This is a genomic window from Pedobacter jamesrossensis (genome assembly GCF_042650905.1).
GTDB lineage: Bacteria > Bacteroidota > Bacteroidia > Sphingobacteriales > Sphingobacteriaceae > Pedobacter > Pedobacter jamesrossensis.
The window spans coordinates 124,860-145,001 of record NZ_JBHSBY010000004.1 but is presented as its reverse complement, the minus strand read 5'-3'; the positions used below and the strand labels follow the sequence as shown (position 1 = coordinate 145,001).

The following is a 20,142-nucleotide window of genomic DNA, read 5'->3' as shown; positions in this document are numbered from 1 at the left end:
GGTAACCGGATTATAGAGGTAAATATGGAACTAAACCGGCTCAAGGCAAAAGCATATTCACTCTTGAACAGCGAGGAGGGAAAAATGAGGAGAAAAATACGCTGCAATGATGTGGAGACAGTCTTTGGAAATATTAAGCAGAACCACGGGTTCCGCCGCTTTATGCTCAGAGGTAAGGAAAAAGCAGCTATTGAATGGGGTTTATTGGCAATTGCACATAACATAAGGAAAAAAGTAGCCTAAAAAGGCCCTTTTCTTCATCTTTTAGAAAATATCGATTGCTGAAACCGAAATAGCCAAGGGACAAAGACGTAAAATACAAAGCAAAAAAAAAGGGGGCCGTATCATAAAATTAAATTATGATACGGCCCCCTTTTTTATGTAAAAAAATGTTAAAGATAAGCACAAGCTATGCGCTCTATTTATAATTAGATATATTTACAACCTTAGTAATTAATTTCCTTTTCATGAAGATTTTTAGATTTTTATTAATATTAGTTTCATTATTAGCCACGTTAAATTTCACGGCTTCAGCCCAAACTGATACAGTTAGTATTAATACTATAATTAGTAAAACAAATAAGGTTTTAACCGATTATCCTGCAGAGAAAATATACCTTCATTTTGATAAACCATATTATGCTGTTGCAGATACGATTTGGTTTAAGGCTTATGTTACTGAAAATCAGAATTTTCTTTCTGGCATTAGTAAAATCGTATATGTTGATGTAATCAATCAACGCGATTCTTTAATGCAAACACTTAAATTACAGTTAAATGGCGGTATGGCAGAAGGAAATATTCCTTTATCAATGGAACATTATAGCCAAGGGAATTATCATTTCAGGGCTTACACCATGTGGATGCTAAATTCGGATGATCCTGCATATTTTAATAAAACATTTTACATTGGCGAAGCTATTGATAAAGAATTAAAGACACATATCAGCTATAAAAACACATCAACTGATAAACAAGAAAAAATTGATGCAAGGGTACAGTTTAAAGATGCAAACAATAAACCTTACGCTAACAGAAATGTAAACTGGCAAGTAGTTACAAGTTATACGGTTATTGCAAAAGGGAGAGGCACAACAGATGCAAACGGTTTCCTAACTATTAGCATGACAGCCAATCAAAAAGCAGAATATCAATTACAAAAAGGCGAACTGATTACAAGTATAAATACAACTGATAAAGACATTATTAATAGCACTTTTCAGCTCAAAAATGCAATCATTAACAAAGATTTTCAATTCTTCCCCGAGGGCGGAAATCTTGTTGCTGGCTTGGCCAATAAGGTTGCATTTAAAGGGATTAAAAGCGATGGCTTGGGTATAAATGCCAAAGGAACTGTGAGCGATAGCGATGGAAAGCAAGTTGCAACATTTAGTGCCCAGCATTTAGGAATGGGTACTTTTACCATAACTCCTGAGGCTGGTAAAACCTATAAGGCTTCTATTACTTTTTCTGATGGTTCAACTCAATCTGTAAAGCTACCAGCTGTTGCAGATTCGGGTGTATCAATAGTTATTGATAACACAGATGCAGAAAATTTAGCAATAAAAATTGCTTCCAATGAGGCGTTTTTTCAAAAAAACCAAGGTAAAAAATTCTATCTCATTGCACAGAGTAAAGGGGTAATTTGCTATGGCGCTCAAACGGCATTAGCCAACAAAGAATATAGTACAACTGTACCTAAAAATAAATTCCCATTGGGTATTGCCCAGTTCACCTTATTTACCGAGAGCGGCAAACCATTAAGCGAGCGAATCGTTTTTGTTCAGCACAATAATAATTTGGCTTTAACTTTAACAAGTCCCGTGGCAAGTTACGGTGCAAAGAAAAAGGTTAAAATAAACCTAAGTGCTAAAAAGGATGGTGCCCCAGTTGAAGGTAATTTTTCGGTATCTGTTATAGATGAAACTAAAGTTCCTTTTAATGAGGACGGTGCCACAACAATATTAACTGGCCTACTTTTGAATAGTGATGTTAAAGGATATATAGAAAAACCAAATTATTATTTCAGTACTAATGATGCAAAAAAAGCATCAGATTTAGATGTCCTTTTACTAACGCAAGGATACAGACATTATGCTTACGATGACATTATTCACGATAAAAAGCCTGCAATAACTTTTCTACCAGAACAGGGCATTGAGTTTTCGGGTATTTTAAGGATGAGCAATGGCATACCAGTTAGAAAAGGCGCATTACTTTTAACTATTCCGGATAAAAGAATTAACATTGAAGGAACAACCGATCCGGTTGGGAATTTTAAATTTTCAAATTTAGTTTTTACTGATTCTTCAAAAGTAACCATAACAGCCAAGTACAATGTAAATTATAAAAACATGACATTGAGTTTAAATGGCTCTCCAGCGCCCATTGTAAGCAGAAATTTCAGTGCGGCAGATGAAGTATTAAATATCGACAGTACGTTAACAACCTACCTCGACAACAGCAAGAAACAATATTCGTACTTGCATACGCTTAAAGAAGTAACGGTTAAAGCCGCAGCCATTCCTAAAGTTAGCCATAAAGATTACCCTGCATTAACTGGATTAAGTCAAATGGCAGACCACGAGGTTTCTGGCGACAGGCTGACGGGCTGTTCTTTGTTAGTTAGTTGTTTACAAACAATGGCAATGGGAACTACTTTTGTCGACAATAATTTTTACGTAACCAGAGACTACAATCAAGGAAAAAAAATACCTATGGGTATTTTCATAAACGGGATGCTAATGGATGTGAACCAATTAAATACAATCGATCCATCTAATATTGAATCCGTAGAAATCTTCTTAAGAGATGAGCTTGGGATGGTTAATAGAAACAATAATATTAATGGAGTAATCGTAATTAATCAAAAGAAAGCACCTAAAGGAACTAAAATATCTAAAACCGAGTTAATGGATATGCTACCTAAATATTACGAACTCACATTTACACCCCAGGGCTACAGCAAAGCAAGACAATTTTATATGCCTAAATATGATGTACCGGCTAATTTGAACCGCAATGATTTACGTACAACAATTTATTGGAATCCTAAAGTTGTAACAGATAATACCGGATTAACTTCTTTCGATTTTTATAATGCCGATGGCAAGGGCCAGTATAAGGTAGTTGTAGAGGGTATTGATGCTAATGGTAATGTTGGAAGATCTGTTTTTAGATATACGGTTAAATAATAACAAAAAGAGGTATTACAATAAAAAATTCAGCTATTGTAAAAAGAATTTAATTTGGCGGCATCATCATGACCAGCTTGATTGGGTATTGTAATGCTTTAATATGCTTTTATTTCATAACCTTTCTATCGCTTTACGACTCCCGTTTTCACAGGAATGACGACCGCTCAAAATATTATTCCGCTAACAGCACTTCAAAATCAATTTTGTTACAGTCTCTTTTTGTTGTTAAATCTGATGTGGTAAGGTTTCACCATTTAAACCGGCAATAATATTTTTAGCGACAAGGTTTGCCATCGCACTTCGGGTTTCTTCAGTTGCCGAGCCAATATGTGGTAAAACGGCAACGCTTTCCATATTTAATAGCGGGTTATTTGCTTGCATAGGTTCCGGATTGGTAACATCTAACCCTGCACCCCAAATTATTTTTTCTTGTAAAGCTTTAATTAAATCAGCTTCGTTATGAATTCCGCCACGGGCTGTATTAATAAAAATAGCATCCGATTTCATTTGTTTGAAATTCTCCAGGTTAAATTTACCCTTTGTTTCGTTAGTTAAGGCGGCATGTACTGATATTACATCGCTTTGAGATAATAAATCTTCAAACGAAACATACCTTGCACCTATCTCTTTTTCTGCTTCTAAATTTTGCGATCTATTATGATAAATTACTGGCATTTGATAGGCGCCAATACATTTTTTAGCCATTTCCAAACCAATTTTACCCATTCCAAAAATCCCTAAAGTTTTTCCGTTTAGCTCAATACCTAATTCTGGTGTGGGTTCGTAATTTTGCCAAGCTCCTTTTATAATTTTTTTGTGTAAATAAAAAGCTTTTCTTGATACTACCAGCATTAGTAGAAAAGCAGTATCGGCAGTTGCACCACTTAAAACACCTGGCGTATTGCCTATCGGAATATTTAGTTTGTTTGCCTCTGTTATATCAACATTATCAAAACCAACAGAATGCAAAGCAATAACTTTTAAATGGCTGCAAGCATTTAAAAATGTAGCATCGATTTTATTTGGCCCAACACTTATCAAAGCATCGAAATCCTGACAAGCAGAAATTAACTCTTCTGCTGTAATTTGTCTTGATTCTGTCCATTTAGTAACAGATATGCCATTTTCTTCCAATAAATTGAGTCCGCTTTGGGCAATATTGCCGCTTATAAAAACTTTCATTTAGTTATAACAGCTAAGATTTTACTATGTTTAGTATTTATCAAGGAACTACAATATTTAATCTTTGAGTTGTGTGTGCACTGAAATATCCAAGAGCTCCGTTTGAAATATTTGAAGTTGGATTGGCAGGCGTAGTACCTTGATTTGGCCCTCTCCCGGCTTGTTGACTCAATGCGTACCAGTAATCGAAAATATTAGCATCAATACACTCCATGTCTATATCTACTTTATCGCCCGTAATTAAACCTTCATCATCGTCATCATTTTTCTCGTAGAATAACTGCAGGCGTAGTTTATTTCCATTAGTAAGTCTATCATCGTTTACATAAACCCGGTTAGACTGAAGGCCATTAACATACATATTAAAATGATAAAAATTAGCCTCTCCGGCAGGATCTGATACATACGCAGCAGCTGTTTTTCTTTCGCTGTTGAAAAAAGTATTAACTATAATTCCAATCGAATCTAATTTAACTGCTGATGGCATTTTTGAAACCGCCGTGTAAGTTTTACCTTCAACCTGAACGTTCATTGTGTAGGTAACTCCTGGTATTCCACGCAATCCAAAAGTATATAAACCCGGTTGACTTTCGGCAAAAGTGTAATTATTCCCTCTGGAGTCGCTTACCGTAACAACAGCCCCAGAAACAGCTGGAAAGTTATTTTGGCCATCGTAAGATACAGACTTACTTATTTTTATCTGCTGAGCAACAAATTGGTTTATTATATTTCCTTCTATTACCAATTGTGGTTCTGCGTTATTGGTATCAATTTCAATAATTTTCTTGCAAGATGTAAAAACCAAACATGCAAGCAAACAAAATATCATCAGTTTTTTCATCATTTTAAAATTTAAAATTCCAGGTTACCGATGGTATTAAACCAAATAAAGAGGTTTGTTCTGCAACGGTTTTACTTGGGTCGTTCGGATCGTTAATAAATTCAATTGAGTAAGGGTTTTTTCTGGCGAGCGCATTGTAAATCCCAAAGTTCCAGCTAGATTGGAACCGACCTGTTTTTTTTCCTTCTAAGGTTGCGCTCAAATCCAATCGCATATTATAAGGCATTCTACCTGCATTTCTCTCTGTATAGTAGTAAACCGTTTGGTTATTAATTCTATACTTGCCTGCCGGAAAAGTTACCGCATTACCCGTACTGTAAATAAAACTCGAAGAGAAAGTCCAGCGCTTATTTAAATTATAAATTCCCACTAGTGAAACATCGTGTGTTCTATCCTGTCTGGCGGGGAAATAATTCCCGTTATTTAATTCGGCAAATTTTCTTTCAGTACGAGATAAGGTATAACCAACCCAACCATTAAACTTGCCAAATTTCTTTTTAAAGAACAATTCCAAACCATACGCTCTTCCTGTACCATAAAGCAGTTCTGATTCTACGTTAGAATTTGCCAATAATTGAGCAGCATTTTTATAATCAATTTGATTTTGCATCCATTTGTAATAAACCTCTCCCGATAGCTCGTAATTATTATCCTGAAGGTTTTTAAAATAACCTAATGATACCTGATCAGCAATTTCTGGTTTAATATTATTACTGCTTAACACATATTGATCTGTTGGCGAGCTCGAGGTCGCATTTGTCAAAATATGGATATTTTGCGTGTTTCTATTATAGGATGCTTTTACAGAATTTTCATCATTAAAAAGATAGCTCAACGAAAAACGAGGTTCGAGGTTGAAATAGTTTTTATAAAAATTTCCGCTTTCAGCTTTATCCGTAGACGTTATGTTACCAGCTGCATCATAAGTACTAAAATTACCTGGCCCTAATAATGAAAAGGCAGCCAATCTTACTCCATAGAGAAAGTTAAGCTTCTCTGTTACAGCCCACTCATCAGAAACATAGGCAGCTGTTTCCAGGCCGTATCTTTTCTCTTGAGTTAAAGGATTAACCTGCGATTCTTGCGTTGTCGAAATATCGATAGGAGAAATTCGATGATGTGTGGCGTTTAAACCAAAACGTAAAGTATGCTTATTGCTAAAATACTGAAAATCTTGTTTCAAGTTAAAATCACGAACCAATGATGTGGCCTTGAAATTTGTAACATCATTTAATAATCGAACCGTGTAGTTGTAATTGTTATAAATCAATGAAGTATTTGAGAAAAGTCTATCGCTAAAAATATGATTTAGGCGTAAAGTGGTGGTAACATTTCCCCAGTTATTCTCAAACAAATCTTTAACTCCAATATTATCTTTTCCAAAATAGCCAGAAAGATAAATAGTATTTTTATCATCAATTTTATAATTGGCTTTTGCATTGATATCGTAGAAGTTGAGGGTACTTCCGTTAATTGATGAATCTGGCGAAAGTCTTAAAAACAAATCGATGTAAGTTCTACGAAAACTTACCATAAAAGAACCTCTATCTTTTACAATCGGTCCTTCTGCTTTAAATCTTGATGCAATTAAACCTATTCCGCCTTGAAATTTAAATTCTTTATTGTTTCCATCATCCATTTTAACATCTAAAACAGATGATAATCGGCCTCCATATTGCGCTGGCATTCCACCTTTGTATAAACTTACATCTTTAATGGCATCGGCATTGAAAGTAGAAAAGAAGCCAAGCAAATGCGAAGAATTGTAAACTACCGCTTCATCTAAAATAATTAGATTTTGATCTGCTGCTCCCCCTCTAACATAAAAACCTGTATTTCCTTCTCCTCCAGATTTAACTCCAGGCAATAACTGAATCGTTTTCAAAACGTCTTTTTCTCCTAAAAGCACTGGGATTGAGTTTAGAGATTTCATATCAACTCTTTCTAATCCCATTTGGGCACTTTTTACATTCTCGTTTTTCCTGTTGGTTGCACTTACGGTAACTTCAGCTAAATCGTTTGCTGATTTAAGTTCCTCGTTAAGTTTTGTATCCTTATTTAAACTGATGCTTTTTGCTACGGAAAGATAACCTGCGTAACTAATCACAAGGTTATAATCGCCCTCTGGCTGAGTTAAAGCATAATAACCATAAGCATTAGTTTGCGTTGCGGCAGATGTTTTACCAGATAGTTTAACGGTCGCACCGATTAGTGTTTCGCCAGTTGCTGCATCGCGAATAGTACCACTTAAATTAAATTTACTTTGGGCTAAAACAACTGTGCTGCAGAAAAATAAAAGCAATAGAGGAAAGTAAAATTTTACGGGCATACTGGCTAAATCTTTTAAATTATTGAAGCCAAATGTACGAAATACAAGTTAATTAGGTTTTTAATGAAATAATCTATTTTCCAGGATAAACACCAATGTGGTGAGAACGCAATAAATAAGGATTCACATTTTTATTACCCGCGGTTTGAAATGAAATTAATTTAGATGCTTGCATTGGCATGTGGCAATCTATACAATTTGTTTTTAAAACCCCTTTTGCTAATGTTAATTCGGTATGTTTTTGATTTTGATGACAGCTGATACAACGTTGTGAATATATCGCCATATTTCCTTTTACTGTTTCGTGCGAATTATGGCAAGACTGGCAGGTCATTTCGCTTTTCCGATAGCACATACTTCCTTTCAGCATAGCCGTTTGATTGCCATGAACATCTGGATTTGCCCCGCCAAACGAAACAAAATCCTGAGCGTAAAAACTATCCAAATCATCGCCAGGTTGAAAGTTAAAAACTGATTGAATAGTGGTTAGTGTGTTTCCTGAATGACAAACGCCACAAGCATCCATCTTTTGCTTTCGAGTAAGCGTTTCAAAAATAGTTATAAATTTAGCTGTTTTCTCTTCGGGGTTTTCCAAATGAAAAACAGCATGTTGTTTTCCGGGTCCATGGCAGCGTTCGCAGTCTATTCCATAAATTAAGGAACCTTTTTCCATTTCTTCATCCATGGCTAATGCTGCAACCTGCTTTTTCTCTGTTTTAACAAAAGAACTGTGACATTCTAAACATCTGCTGGTTATTGGTCTATCAAAATACATTACCTTAATAGGAAAACCCGGACTATTAGCCCAGGTTTTTATAGCAGAAAAATGAGATAAGGGCAATTGAAATAATTTTTTCCCCTTCCAATATGCATAGGTAAATGCTTTTTCGCCAGAGCCAAAAGCAACGTCGAAACGTTGCGCTCGGGTTTGCTTTCCATTTATATAGGCAACCTGATAAATACCGCTGTCTCTTTTCTCTATCTTCACTTTCATATTTGCATCAAAGGCAAATGAATTTGAGTCAGTTTCGAGACACTTCGATACATCTTTATTTGCAACCATGCTCGAACTTAAACCATGTGCATTATGGACAAATGACTTTCCAATATCTGTATGGCATTTTATGCAAGTTGCAGCGCCCGTATAATTTATCCCTCTTGCATCAGATGGTATTTTATCAGCAGTATTCATGCATCTGGAAAGAATTAATATTACTACAGCAATGCAGCAAAGAATTAAAAATATGCGTTTAGAGCCCTTTAACACAAGAAATTTTTGTTAGTTATTTTACGAATTGAATATAACTAAAATTATAACCACCTGTATCTGCAATAATTTTTAAAACCTGCTTACCAGCATTTAAAGCAATATTTTTCACTTCGAACGAAATAAACTTTTTAGCACCACCAGAATTAGGAACGCTGATACCTTTGGCTACAATTTTACCATTTATAGCGACTGATATTTTCCCTTCATGCTGTGCGGATGCGGTATTTAATTTTAAAGTATAAGTGCCCTTTTTTGCAACTTGCAAAGTATATTGCAGCCATTCCTTGTCTTCAATATTCGTTACAAAATACTTTTCATACTGAGTGGAATCCTTTTGAATATCTACACCGTCATTCCTATATGTACGCCCACGATTGCCTGCCGTTCTTTTATTGGTAACGGTATGATAATCGGCAGTATCTAAATCGAAATATGCATGATTATTTTTACCTAAATCGTAATCAACAGCATAAATTATAGAGCCATCTTTTACAGCATTTGCTTTGAAAGGTTTTGTTTCATTTGTATGTGGCTGGCGAATCATTGCATCAATCACATCTTTATGGATAATTGTATTTTCTAATTTTGTATAAATTGCGAGTTCCATTAAACCGCTGTAAACATTACTTTCTTTAGGTTTATTGCCGCCGTTATTCATATAATTTACCACACTGTTGTAATTTGGATTTGATTTTATCTCCATTGGATTATTAAATCCAATCTTTTTTAGTGGCCACCAAGCCCAACCAATGTTATTTTTCTCTAAAAGACTAATGGCATCGGTAAACCAAGTATTAGAATTCTCACCCGTTTCACCAAGCCAAATTGGCGCATTTTGTTCATCTCTTGCTTTAAGCATGTTCGCAATCGAAGCCTGATCGTTGTAGTTCCAATATTTATGAAAACTCAAAGCCATATTTTTGTCCCATAGTGGAAAAATACCATTGTAATTATTCCCCCAACCATTTCCTTCGATAATAATTAAGTGTTTTTGATCAACGTTTCGAATCGCTTTAGTTATATCAACCATTAATTTTCTTAATGGTGCATTTACTTTCTCTTGCGTTCCATTTTTATCTACAGATGGATTAGAGAAACCATAATTAGGCTCATTTATAATATCATAAGCGCCAATCCATTCTTCGTTTTTATAACGCTCGGCTAATTTTGCCCAAAGCGCTACTGTTTTTTGCTGATTACCTTCGCTTTCCCAAAGCATGGGTTTGGATGCATCTCTGTCAGAAATATTTGTATCATTTCCTTGTCCGCCGGGAGCCGCGTGCAAATCTAAAATTAAATACATTTTATTCGCCTTGCACCAGGAAAGCAAGCTATCGGTTAAAGCAAAACCTTTTTCTAGCCAGGTATTTTGTCCTGCAGCTGTTTCTTTTTCAATTGGTAAAGTGTACAAGTTATAATGCATTGGCAAACGAACAGAGTTAAAACCCCATGCTTTTAAAGAATCGATATCTATTTTTCGGGTATGGTTATTTAACCACGCATCATAAAATTCCTGTGTTTGCATTACGCCCATCAAATCCTCTAAACGCTCTCTAATTTTATATTGCTGGCCATCCTTATTAATCTTAAGCATATATCCTTCCTGCAACATCCAACCGCCTAAACCAAAGCCTCTAAGCAAAACATTCTCGCCTTTATCATTTACGATTTTCTTTCCATCGGCCTTTAAAAACCCTTGAGCAGAGGAATTTAAACTAAGCATCGCAAGGCTAAGAATGAACAATATTGATTTACATTTAATTAGAGATAATGGTTTCTGTATTCTTTTAGACATAATAAATAGGTTTTCTGTTAAAAAATTTACCCTTAAAAGCAATTTCAATAACGATTTTAAATTTTTAGATGAGATTATTACCAAACATAAGTACCAACAGACCCCTTTTCTAAAGTTGCAGCAAGTATTTTACCATTAAAGTTTATATTGAAATTTGCGGTTTCTTTACCCGTATTTGCCACAATAAGAACCTTTTTACCTTCGGGCGTTTTAAAAGCTACGTTAGACAAATCAGTTAACTCATTTGAAGCAATACGAACAGAACCAGGACGAACGAATTTAGAGGCATGGGCAACGGAGTAATAAGCTATATTTCTACTTACAGCATCTTTATTAATAGTAACAGCGCCTTGGCATGTTGGGCAACCACCTCTATCGGTAAAAGGTTTATTCTCAGGGTCGGCAGCTAAATTCCATTCTAAAACATTTCTACTCCAGTTACGTGTAGCGCCAATAATTAATCGCCTTACTGGGCCGGTAATATTAATTCCTGTAGAGTTTGGTCTTTCGACAACCATTTGTTCTGTGAAATAAATATTTTTATCAGGATGTGCATCATGTACATCAGTTAAAGCCTCTATTTTACCTCCATAAAGATGAAAAGCAGAACCGTCGATGTATTTTCTGGCCTCCTTATCATTTAATATTGTAATGGGGTAATCTGGCCGATCGGCATTATGATCGTAAATAATAATTTTAGTTTTAATGCCTGCCTTTTCGAATGAAGGCCCAAGATTTTGCTTAACAAACAGAGCTTGATCTGGAGCAACCATTAAAAGACTTGGGTTATTGCCTGGATGTAGTGGTTCGTTCTGAACGGTAATAGCATCAATTGTAATGCCTTGCTTTTTCATCTCTTGAACATATTTAACCAGATATTTTGCATAAGCATCGTAATATTCTAGCTTTAACATCCCTCCGCGAGCATTGTAAGTTGTTTTCATCCATAATGGAGGGGACCAGGGCGAACCCAAAACTTTAATTTTAGGATTTATAGCAAGAATCTCCTTCATTACCGGAATTACATCAACTTTATCAAGTCCCAAATCAAATTTATCTTGATTTAAATCTGTTTGACCTTCAGGTAAATCGTTATAAGAAAATACTTTTTCGTTCAAATCGGAAGCGCCAATACCTAAGCGTATGTAACTTACGCCGATATTATTAGCATCAGTTGCGAATAACTCTTTAAGCAAAGCAGCTCTTGCAGGTGCAGACATTTGGATAATATGTTGCGCACTTCCACCAGTTAGCGTATAACCAAATCCATCAATTGGCTGATAGGTATCTTTCTCGTTCACCCAAATCCTAGGATTAGTGTTTTGAACAGAAGAGAATTTCAGTAAATCATTTTGTCGAGCAAATAACACAGAACGATCTGCTTTGGTTAGCCAAAGTTCAGCACTATTTTGGGCAAGAGTTTGTAATGTTGAGGAGCTTAAAATAATAGCAAAACAATAGCTTATCGCCTTTAATTTCATATTGGCAAGTGGTTAGTGGTAGAAAATTTAAGATTATTTAAGAAGTTATGAGCCTTGCTTCTATGTTTTATGGAGATAACATTAATTGCTAAATCCAAAAAGTAATAAAGGGGGCAGATACAAACCACCCCCCGAAAATATTTATTTAGTACCGCCGTACTCTTTATTTTGAAGTATTTTAGTATTGTTTAACTCTGCCTGTGGAATTGGAAAGATTTCATTTTTATTAGCAGTGAAACCTTTATATGCTAATACAGTGGCTGCTTTACCCCAACGAACTAAATCTGGGAAACGATGACCTTCACCCGCAAGCTCCAATCTTCTCTCTTTCATGATATTATCCATAGTAACCGCTACAGGATTTAAGCCAACACGTGCCCTTACTGCGTTTAACAACTGATAAGCCCGACTGCCGGCTCCAACAGCACCGCCGCTTTGCAAAATAGATTCTGCCTCGAGCATATATGTATCTGCCAAGCGAATTTCGTATGCATTTTGAGGAAAATTAAGTTCAGTTTGCCCTGTAGGTGCTTTATCTGCAACTCTACCAATTGTTTTTTCTAAGAAATAACCACTGTTCTGATATCCTTTTTCATAAGTAGCAATTCCATTTTTCTCAAGACTATCTAGATTTGCAACCGTTGCTTTGTTTCTTGGATCAAAGTGAATAAAATCGAAGAATTCTTTAGTAAAAACTAAAAAGCTATAGCCTGAATAATAATCCGGAGCAGAAGCCAAAACTGGTTTGTAACCGCGAGGACCAACTATGATATTTAATAAATTACCTTCAGAAGCTCCTGCATCTCCCCAGCCACCATTTGAGGCATTAGAGTGAACAATTTCAAGAATCGATTCTGAATTAAACTTATTTTTCACTTTAAATAAATCTCCAAAGTTGGCCAGTAACTTATAGCCATAAGTAGTGTTTGCTTGGCCAGGAGTTGTTCCATTTACAATCGCAAATTGCTCTGCTGCTTGGGCATACTTTGCTTGTTGCAAATATACTTTGCCTAAAACAGCTTGCGCAGCACCTTTAGTTAAACGACCACCTTCCGTTGCACCAACCACTGTATTTGGAAGACTTGGGATCGCTTCTGTTAAATCTTTTTCGATAAGCGCATATACATCAGCAGGCGGAACTTGCAATACATCATAAATCTGTTTAGGATCTACTTCTGATGTTAACAATGGGATATTTTTAAAGAAACGAACCAAATCAAAATAAAATATCGCACGTAAAGCTTTAGCTTCACCTGTATATCTAGCTTTCAAAGTAGCATCCATGTTAATACCTCCTATCTTCGACAAAAACACATTAGCACGAAAAATTCCTGCGTAGCCTTTATTCCAAAGATAGCCTTGTGGGCCAGTTTGAGAGTTTAAAGTGAATGTATTTACCACTTGTAGATCATTAATATCTGATGGACCACCACCGCCAGCTACCTGATCATCCGAAGCTGCATCCATTATGGCAACTTTATCATATAAACCTCCAGACTGAAATCCAAATCTATCATAAACGGATACTAATGCAGCAAAAGCATCTTGAGGTGTTGTATAGTAATTATCCAAAAGAACACGTTCTTGAGGATTAATTTCCAAATATTTTTTACAACCTCCAATTAGTTGCAATCCCGCCAGGATTACAACCAAATAAGTAATTTTTCTTTTCATTTTATTTAATTAAAAACTAGCATTTACACCAAAAACAAACGAGCGAGCTTGTGGATATACTCCACGGTCGACCCCAAATACGTTACCACTGTTGTTAGAACCCAATTCAGGATCGTAACCACTATAACCAGTTATTGTAAATAAATTTTCTGATAAAGCATATACACGGAATTTTTGAAGACCAATTTTGCTTGTTATCGATTTAGGAATTGTATAACCAATTTGGAAAGTTCTCAATCTGAAATAATCTCCTTTTTCTAAATATAAGGAAGAGAATTTAGTTAAGTTTTTATTTGGATCTGCATCTGTTAACCTTGGTTGAGTTGTAGAAGGATTAGATGGTGTCCAACGATCTAATCTGGAAGTTAAATAATTTGCGTTAGGAATATCCAATCTTCTTAATCCTTGAAAAATCATATTACCAGCTACTCCACTACCAAAAGCAGTTAAATCCCAGCTTTTATAGGTTAATCCAATCGTTAATCCGTAGGTAAAATTGGGCAAGCCGTTTCCTATAAAATCTCTGTCATTCGCATCTATGTTATTATCGCCATTTAAATTGGCAAACTTAATATCACCTGGTTTTGCTAACGGCTGTAAAGGCAAGCCGTTAGGGCCGGTATAAGCATTTATTTCCGTCTGAGATTGGAATATACCTTGATTAATGTAACCAAAAAACTCATTATACGAATGCCCAATTTGTGTACGGGTAATTGTACCTAAGGTTTGGAAACTAGCCTGGCTATCATCAATAAAGTTAATACCTGGACTTAGTTTATCAATTGTATTTTTTATGAATGAACCATTACCACTAACATTTAAGCCAAATTGACCAATTTGTTTACGGTATGACAATTCGAATTCGAAACCTTTATTGGACATATCGGCAATATTTGCAGCTGGACTACCACTTCCAATATAACCAGGAACTGGTGGGTTTTGAAGGATACCAACTGTCTTCTTTTTGTATATATCAGCCGTTAAAGTGAAGTTCTTGAAAATAGTTGCATCGATACCAATGTTACTGGATCTCGTTTCTTCCCATTTCAAATCTGGGTTTGCAGAAGCATTCGGGCTGTAACCAATGTTTACAATATTTGCATCTCCGAAAGTATAGTTCCTACCACTGCCAACTGTAGGAACGTAAGCAAAATCACCAATACCATCATTACCTGTAACTCCATAACTACCACGAATTTTTAAGAAGTTAATAATGTCGTTTTGTGGGAAGAAATCTTCTTTAGTTGGTACCCATCCAATTTGTGCCGAAGGAAAATAACCATATTTATTGTTGGCGCCAAATCTTGATGAACCATCACGTCTGATTAGTGCAGAAAACAGATATTTCTCCTTGTAATCGTAGGTTAATCTAGAAAATAAAGAGAAGATTTTGTGATCTGTACCTTCACTACCATCAGAAGTTCTGTTAGCTGCAACAGGCTTAAACCTCATCGAGGCAGAATAAAAATCGGTTGCAGGCACATCAAAAAAGGTTGTGCTTACACTACGGCTAAATCCATCGCTATACGAACCCTGCCCTGCTAATAAAGTTAGGTTATGGTTTCCTAAAGATTTAGTATAAGACAAAGTATTTTCTAAATTGTAAGTAATGACGTAGTTAATATTTCTCGAAAACTGGGTTCTTGTATTCGTGGTTGATGAGTTTAAATAATAAATCGGGTTAAAACCATCACTGCCATAAAAAGCTAGTTTAGAACCAATTGATGAGCGGAAACGTAAACCTTTAATAGGCTCTGCTTCTACGAACGCGTTGCCTACAATATTGTGATCCCAGCTATAATTTCCAATTTGCCTTTTAATACTTGCTAAAGGATTGCTTATTTCTTGAGCAACTCTTGTAGAAATACCATAAGGAAAACCATTAGCATCTCTAAATACTGGTTGGTTGCTGTAAGGTGGAGCATTGTAAACTGTCGGGTCTGTAATAATTGCTGGCGTAATTGGGTCTAAGTTAATTGCCGAGCTTAATGGCCCTCCAAATTCACTGTTTGTGTTTCCAATTTGATAATTAACTGAATGACTATAACCTAGGTTTTCGCCAATGGTTAACCATTTATAAAGTTTGTGTGTAGAATTAATACGAATATTTGCACGATTGTACTTCGACACATCGGTAGAAACTATACCATCAATATCAAAATAACCAAATGAGAGGAAAAATGTTGATTTTTCATTACCACCACTTAAACTAAGTTCGTGGTTTTGGCGAGCTGCACTATTATTAAAGATTAATGATTGCCAATCCGTTCCTTCTCCAAGCGAAGCTGCATTTGGATAAGGTAAAACTGGAGTTGTACCTGTGAAATCGTTTAGATAAGATTCATTTCTTAAAGTTGCGTACTCACTTGCATTTAAAAGATCTAATTTCTTTGCTGCACGGGCAACACCATAATACCCATTGTAAGCTAAATTTAAATTTCCGACCTTACCTTTTTTTGTCGTAACTAAAATTACACCGGATGCAGCACGAGTTCCATAAATAGCTGCAGATGCACCATCTTTTAAAACTTCGATGGATTCGATATCTGATTGATTTAAATAGCCAATACCACCATTATCAACCACAACGCCATCAATAACCCAAAGTGGATCATTTTTTCCTCCGAAAGATGTAAAACCTCTTAACCTAACGGTAGATGCAGAACCCGGCTGACCCGATTGTGCTGCAATTGTTAAGCCCGAAGTTCTTCCTTGTAAAGCTTGTTCTAGACGGGTTGTAGTAGGTTGATTTTCCAAATCCGCTGCTTTGACGCTCGAAATTGCACCAGTTACCACACTTTTTTTCTGTGTGCCATATCCTACAACAACAACATCACTCAAATCTTTAGAATCTGTAGCTAATGAAACATTAATTTTTCCACCTGCCGGAACGGTAACTGTTTGAGAAACCATGCCCAATAAGCTAATGGTTAATTTTGCACCTACGCTTGCCTGAATAGAAAATACTCCGTTTGGATCTGTAGAGGCGGCTCGGGATGTGCCATCAACTCTGATTGTAACACCGGGAAGTGGAGTTCCATCTTTCTGGTCTGTTACTTTTCCTGTAACTGCAATGTCCTGCGCAAATAATGCAAGCGGAAATGCCACGATACAGTAAATGAAGAATACGAATGTAAATCTTCTTCTCATAGAAAATAATATTAAGTTAATATTTGGTTAGTTCGAGCGTGGTTTGGTACCACAACTCAATCCAAATCTATGTATGAGTTTTTCTATTGTGCAATTTTCTGATGCTACACAAACCCTACAAAGCTTATTTTCTCTTGATTTAACCCTACTCGAAGCACTACATACACACTACAGATAAAAATTAAAAAACTAATAATCAGCAATTTACAATACAACAGCACATTAGTCGATAAAATATTAAAAAAGGTTAATTTAAAGGCGTTTTTTGCCTGGAGATATCAATTAAAAACTCGTAAAGGTTAGTTTCAGGTTTTAATTGAAGTTTCTTTCTCAATCTATATCTTCCAACTTCTACAGCTTTTATCGTAACATTCATCAATTGTGCCATCTCTTTTGAAGATAAATTCATGCACAAGTATGCGCAGAACTTTAAATCGTTCTGACTTAGTTCTGGATATAAATCCTTAAGCTTATTAAAGAACTCGGTATTTACATGATTAAAGTGAACGCTTAAATGATCGAGCTCCTGATCTTTTTTCTCAACATCTTTAATCAAACGTATTAAATGCCTGAAACTCGGAGAGTTTTCGGTAATGGCATCATCATGATTTTTGATAACCGAAGAAATAACTTCCTTAATCTTCGCCAAAACCTTTCCACGTTGAACCAAATGCATTGTCATTGTAGACAGTTCCTTGTTTTTATAATTTACATCGGCCTCAAGCTTCTCGTTTTGTAAGCGTACAATCTCTTTCTCGCTTCTATCTATCTCTAATTGGTGTAAGTAACTCATTCGTTCCTGCTCCTTTTCATGCTTCTTTTTTTGCCAACGAATTAGTAGCCTTAAAAGCAAAACAAAAATAGCTAAGTAAGCGAGTTGCATCCAGATTGTACTATACCAAGCTGGCAGAATAACGAAGCTATAACTAACAATTTCAGACTCATTTCCATCATCTGTTTTAGCCTTAATATTGAAAATATATTTTCCGGCTGGCAAATTGGTGTAATCCTTTTCGCTCTTTGTACTCCAGGTAGACCATTCACTATCAAAATCGACCAGTTGATAGCTAAATTTTGTGTTTTTCTCGTGTTCAAATAATGTGGAGGAGAATTCGAAATGTATAGAGTTTAAAGATTTTTTGTATTCAGGAATCTTCGATAAATCTTGTTTTGGTGCAATTTGATTTTTTTTCACAAAATAGCCTCCGAAGACAATACTATCTTTCTGCCCCAGCAATTTTACAAGCCCTATTACAACTCTAGGTTTTGTTATATTATCTACATATTTATTGTAATTTATATGATAAGCACCTTTATTAGCGCCAATAAAAACATTTTCGCTATCGAGCGTGTAGATAGATTCAAAACCACCAACAACCTTTCCATCTAATTCTGGTAAATAAATTACTGTAAATGCATTCGAACCAGATGGTTTATGAAAATCGATAACGCCAACTTTTTTATTCGTTACAAACCATATATTTCCTTCATTATCTTCTTTTAAATATTGAATTGAAACACCATTCAAAACATTTCCAAGCATTTTAAATCGCAAGAATTTATTTTGTGTTGGATCGTATTCATATATTCCATTAACAGTTGCAATAACTACCCTGTTTTTTATGCGATAAACATAATTGTACAACTTATTTGGTAAACCGTTTTTATCAGAGAACAGCGTTATTTTTGTAACTTTTTTTCTATCGGGCGATAATTCTATTTTATAAACACCATGATATGGATGAGAACCCCAAATATTATCATTATTATCAACTACAATAAATCTTAAAGTTTCAGAAATCCCTTCAATTTTACCAGCACTAGAAAAAACACCATTTTCATAAGTTATTTTTTGAAGTCCAAGATAAGTTCCAGACAGAATATTTTTAGCTGGAAAAACATTTTCAAGAGGTTGAAACATCCAGGTACCAGGAAGCGAGTAAATTGGCGTGGCAACATTTCCATTAACTACAGATGCACCATCTTCGTGCGCCATAATTAATTGATTATTTACATCATCCAAACCCCAAACTTGCCCCTTAGTATTTTTTACTTCTTCGAAAGCTGAAGTAGATAGACTCAAATCCTGAGATGCGGTATTAATCTTTGAGTAATAAAGGCCATTAGATGTACCAATGTAAATATTCTGATTTATCTTTCTAAAGGCATAGCTGGTAATCTGTTTATTTCTATCGGGAGATATACTTTTAATAGCACTGTTAATGGCTACATAAGAAATTCCATCATCTAGAGCAAGCCACATGTTTTTATCTCGGTCTAATAAAATTCCGCGAACATTATTGTTTTGTAACCCTTCTCGGTAGTTGTATTTTTGAACTAAATCGCCATGTCTATTCATTAAATAAACACCACCCGAAGTAGTTCCAACTGCATAAATATTTTTATTTACCTGATTGGAAAAGAAAATTCTGTCGTTAAAAAATACATTATCAAGCTTGGTTTTTAATGTGCCCAACTGATTATTATGAAGTAGAAAGAAACCTTTTTTTAATGTAGATATCAATAATGTATCTCCGCTGTAGGTAGAGATAGAAGTTATAGAAGATAGTTTTAAAATAGGATCTGTACAAACAGGTTTCCAAACCTCCTTATCGTAAACCAATAAACCTATGCTTTTAGATTGGGCATAAATTTTATTGTTTGCCTTACCCAAAAACGACCAGTTGTCGGAAGGTTTATACGTTTTTATAACATCATCTTTAAAGTGAAGTATAATATTTGTTGAACGAAAAAAAACTTCATCATTAATAATTGAAATATCCCATATATCGGCGATTTTACGGAGTTTTTCCGGAACAAGACTAAGCAGAGAAGTATATTTTAAAATCCCATGATTATCAGGAAAGAAATACCCGAATTCATCTTGTGCGCCAATGTATATCCTGTTTTTAGAATCAATGCCAATTGAACGGACAGAAGTATAATTTGGCAGTCGATAAATGTTCCAAAAGCGACCGTTAAAAGTTAATAATCCTTCATTATTCCCGAAGTATAGAATTCCATTTTTATCCTGCTTAACGTCCCAATTTTGAACGCCTGCATTATATTCTTCATTATTGTAGTTTATAATCTGAGGAATTCCAAGTAAATCTTGGGCATAGGTTGTACAGGCATAACAATAAAATGCTATAAAAAGTAAAAAATACTTCATGGTTAGAGAGGAGGGATTTTATACAATAATAAATATATAAAATTTAATTCT

The 20,142-nt window shown here is 35.3% G+C and carries 11 protein-coding genes; 2 read left to right on the top strand and 9 right to left on the bottom strand.

Annotation, left to right across the window (positions count from 1 at the left end; all coding sequences use genetic code 11):
• On the top strand, positions 1–243 hold a 243-nt coding region (locus tag ACFOUY_RS00745), incomplete at its 5' end, for a transposase (RefSeq protein ID WP_378958525.1).
• A gap of 224 nt (positions 244–467) precedes the next feature.
• Entirely contained in the window at positions 468–3,194 is a 2,727-nt protein-coding gene (locus ACFOUY_RS00740) for an Ig-like domain-containing protein (protein ID WP_378958524.1), read from the top strand.
• A gap of 228 nt (positions 3,195–3,422) precedes the next feature.
• On the opposite strand, the gene ACFOUY_RS00735 is transcribed toward ACFOUY_RS00740, so the two are convergent.
• The 9 genes from ACFOUY_RS00735 to ACFOUY_RS00695 form a co-directional block, all read right to left on the bottom strand.
• On the bottom strand, positions 3,423–4,379 hold the full coding sequence (locus tag ACFOUY_RS00735) for a 2-hydroxyacid dehydrogenase (protein ID WP_378958523.1): 957 nt from the start codon (positions 4,377–4,379) through the stop codon (positions 3,423–3,425).
• A 40-nt stretch (positions 4,380–4,419) separates the two neighbouring features.
• The gene (locus ACFOUY_RS00730) at positions 4,420–5,223 is read right to left on the bottom strand and encodes a DUF4249 domain-containing protein (RefSeq protein ID WP_378958522.1); all 804 of its coding nucleotides are present in this window, start codon (positions 5,221–5,223) and stop codon (positions 4,420–4,422) included.
• A gap of 1 nt (position 5,224) precedes the next feature.
• Positions 5,225–7,549, bottom strand: a complete 2,325-nt coding sequence (locus ACFOUY_RS00725) for a TonB-dependent receptor (protein WP_378958521.1) — start codon at positions 7,547–7,549, stop codon at positions 5,225–5,227.
• A 73-nt stretch (positions 7,550–7,622) separates the two neighbouring features.
• Positions 7,623–8,741 carry a multiheme c-type cytochrome gene (locus ACFOUY_RS00720; protein WP_378958520.1) on the bottom strand — a complete coding sequence of 373 codons (1,119 nt, stop codon included), beginning with the start codon at positions 8,739–8,741 and terminating at the stop codon, positions 7,623–7,625.
• A gap of 91 nt (positions 8,742–8,832) precedes the next feature.
• Positions 8,833–10,614, bottom strand: a complete 1,782-nt coding sequence (locus ACFOUY_RS00715; RefSeq protein ID WP_378958519.1) for a cellulase family glycosylhydrolase — start codon at positions 10,612–10,614, stop codon at positions 8,833–8,835.
• Positions 10,615–10,691: 77 nt separating this feature from the next.
• Positions 10,692–12,095, bottom strand: coding sequence for a glycoside hydrolase family 30 protein (locus tag ACFOUY_RS00710; protein WP_378958518.1), 1,404 nt, complete (start codon positions 12,093–12,095; stop codon positions 10,692–10,694).
• Between the two features lie 141 nt (positions 12,096–12,236).
• Positions 12,237–13,769, bottom strand: a complete 1,533-nt coding sequence (locus tag ACFOUY_RS00705; protein ID WP_378958517.1) for a RagB/SusD family nutrient uptake outer membrane protein — start codon at positions 13,767–13,769, stop codon at positions 12,237–12,239.
• 9 nt (positions 13,770–13,778) lie between these two features.
• Positions 13,779–16,919, bottom strand: coding sequence for a SusC/RagA family TonB-linked outer membrane protein (locus ACFOUY_RS00700; protein WP_378958516.1), 3,141 nt, complete (start codon positions 16,917–16,919; stop codon positions 13,779–13,781).
• 247 nt (positions 16,920–17,166) lie between these two features.
• Positions 17,167–20,091: a ligand-binding sensor domain-containing protein gene (locus ACFOUY_RS00695; RefSeq protein WP_378958515.1), complete on the bottom strand. Its 2,925-nt coding sequence runs from the start codon at positions 20,089–20,091 to the stop codon at positions 17,167–17,169.
• Positions 20,092–20,142: the final 51 nt, after the last annotated feature.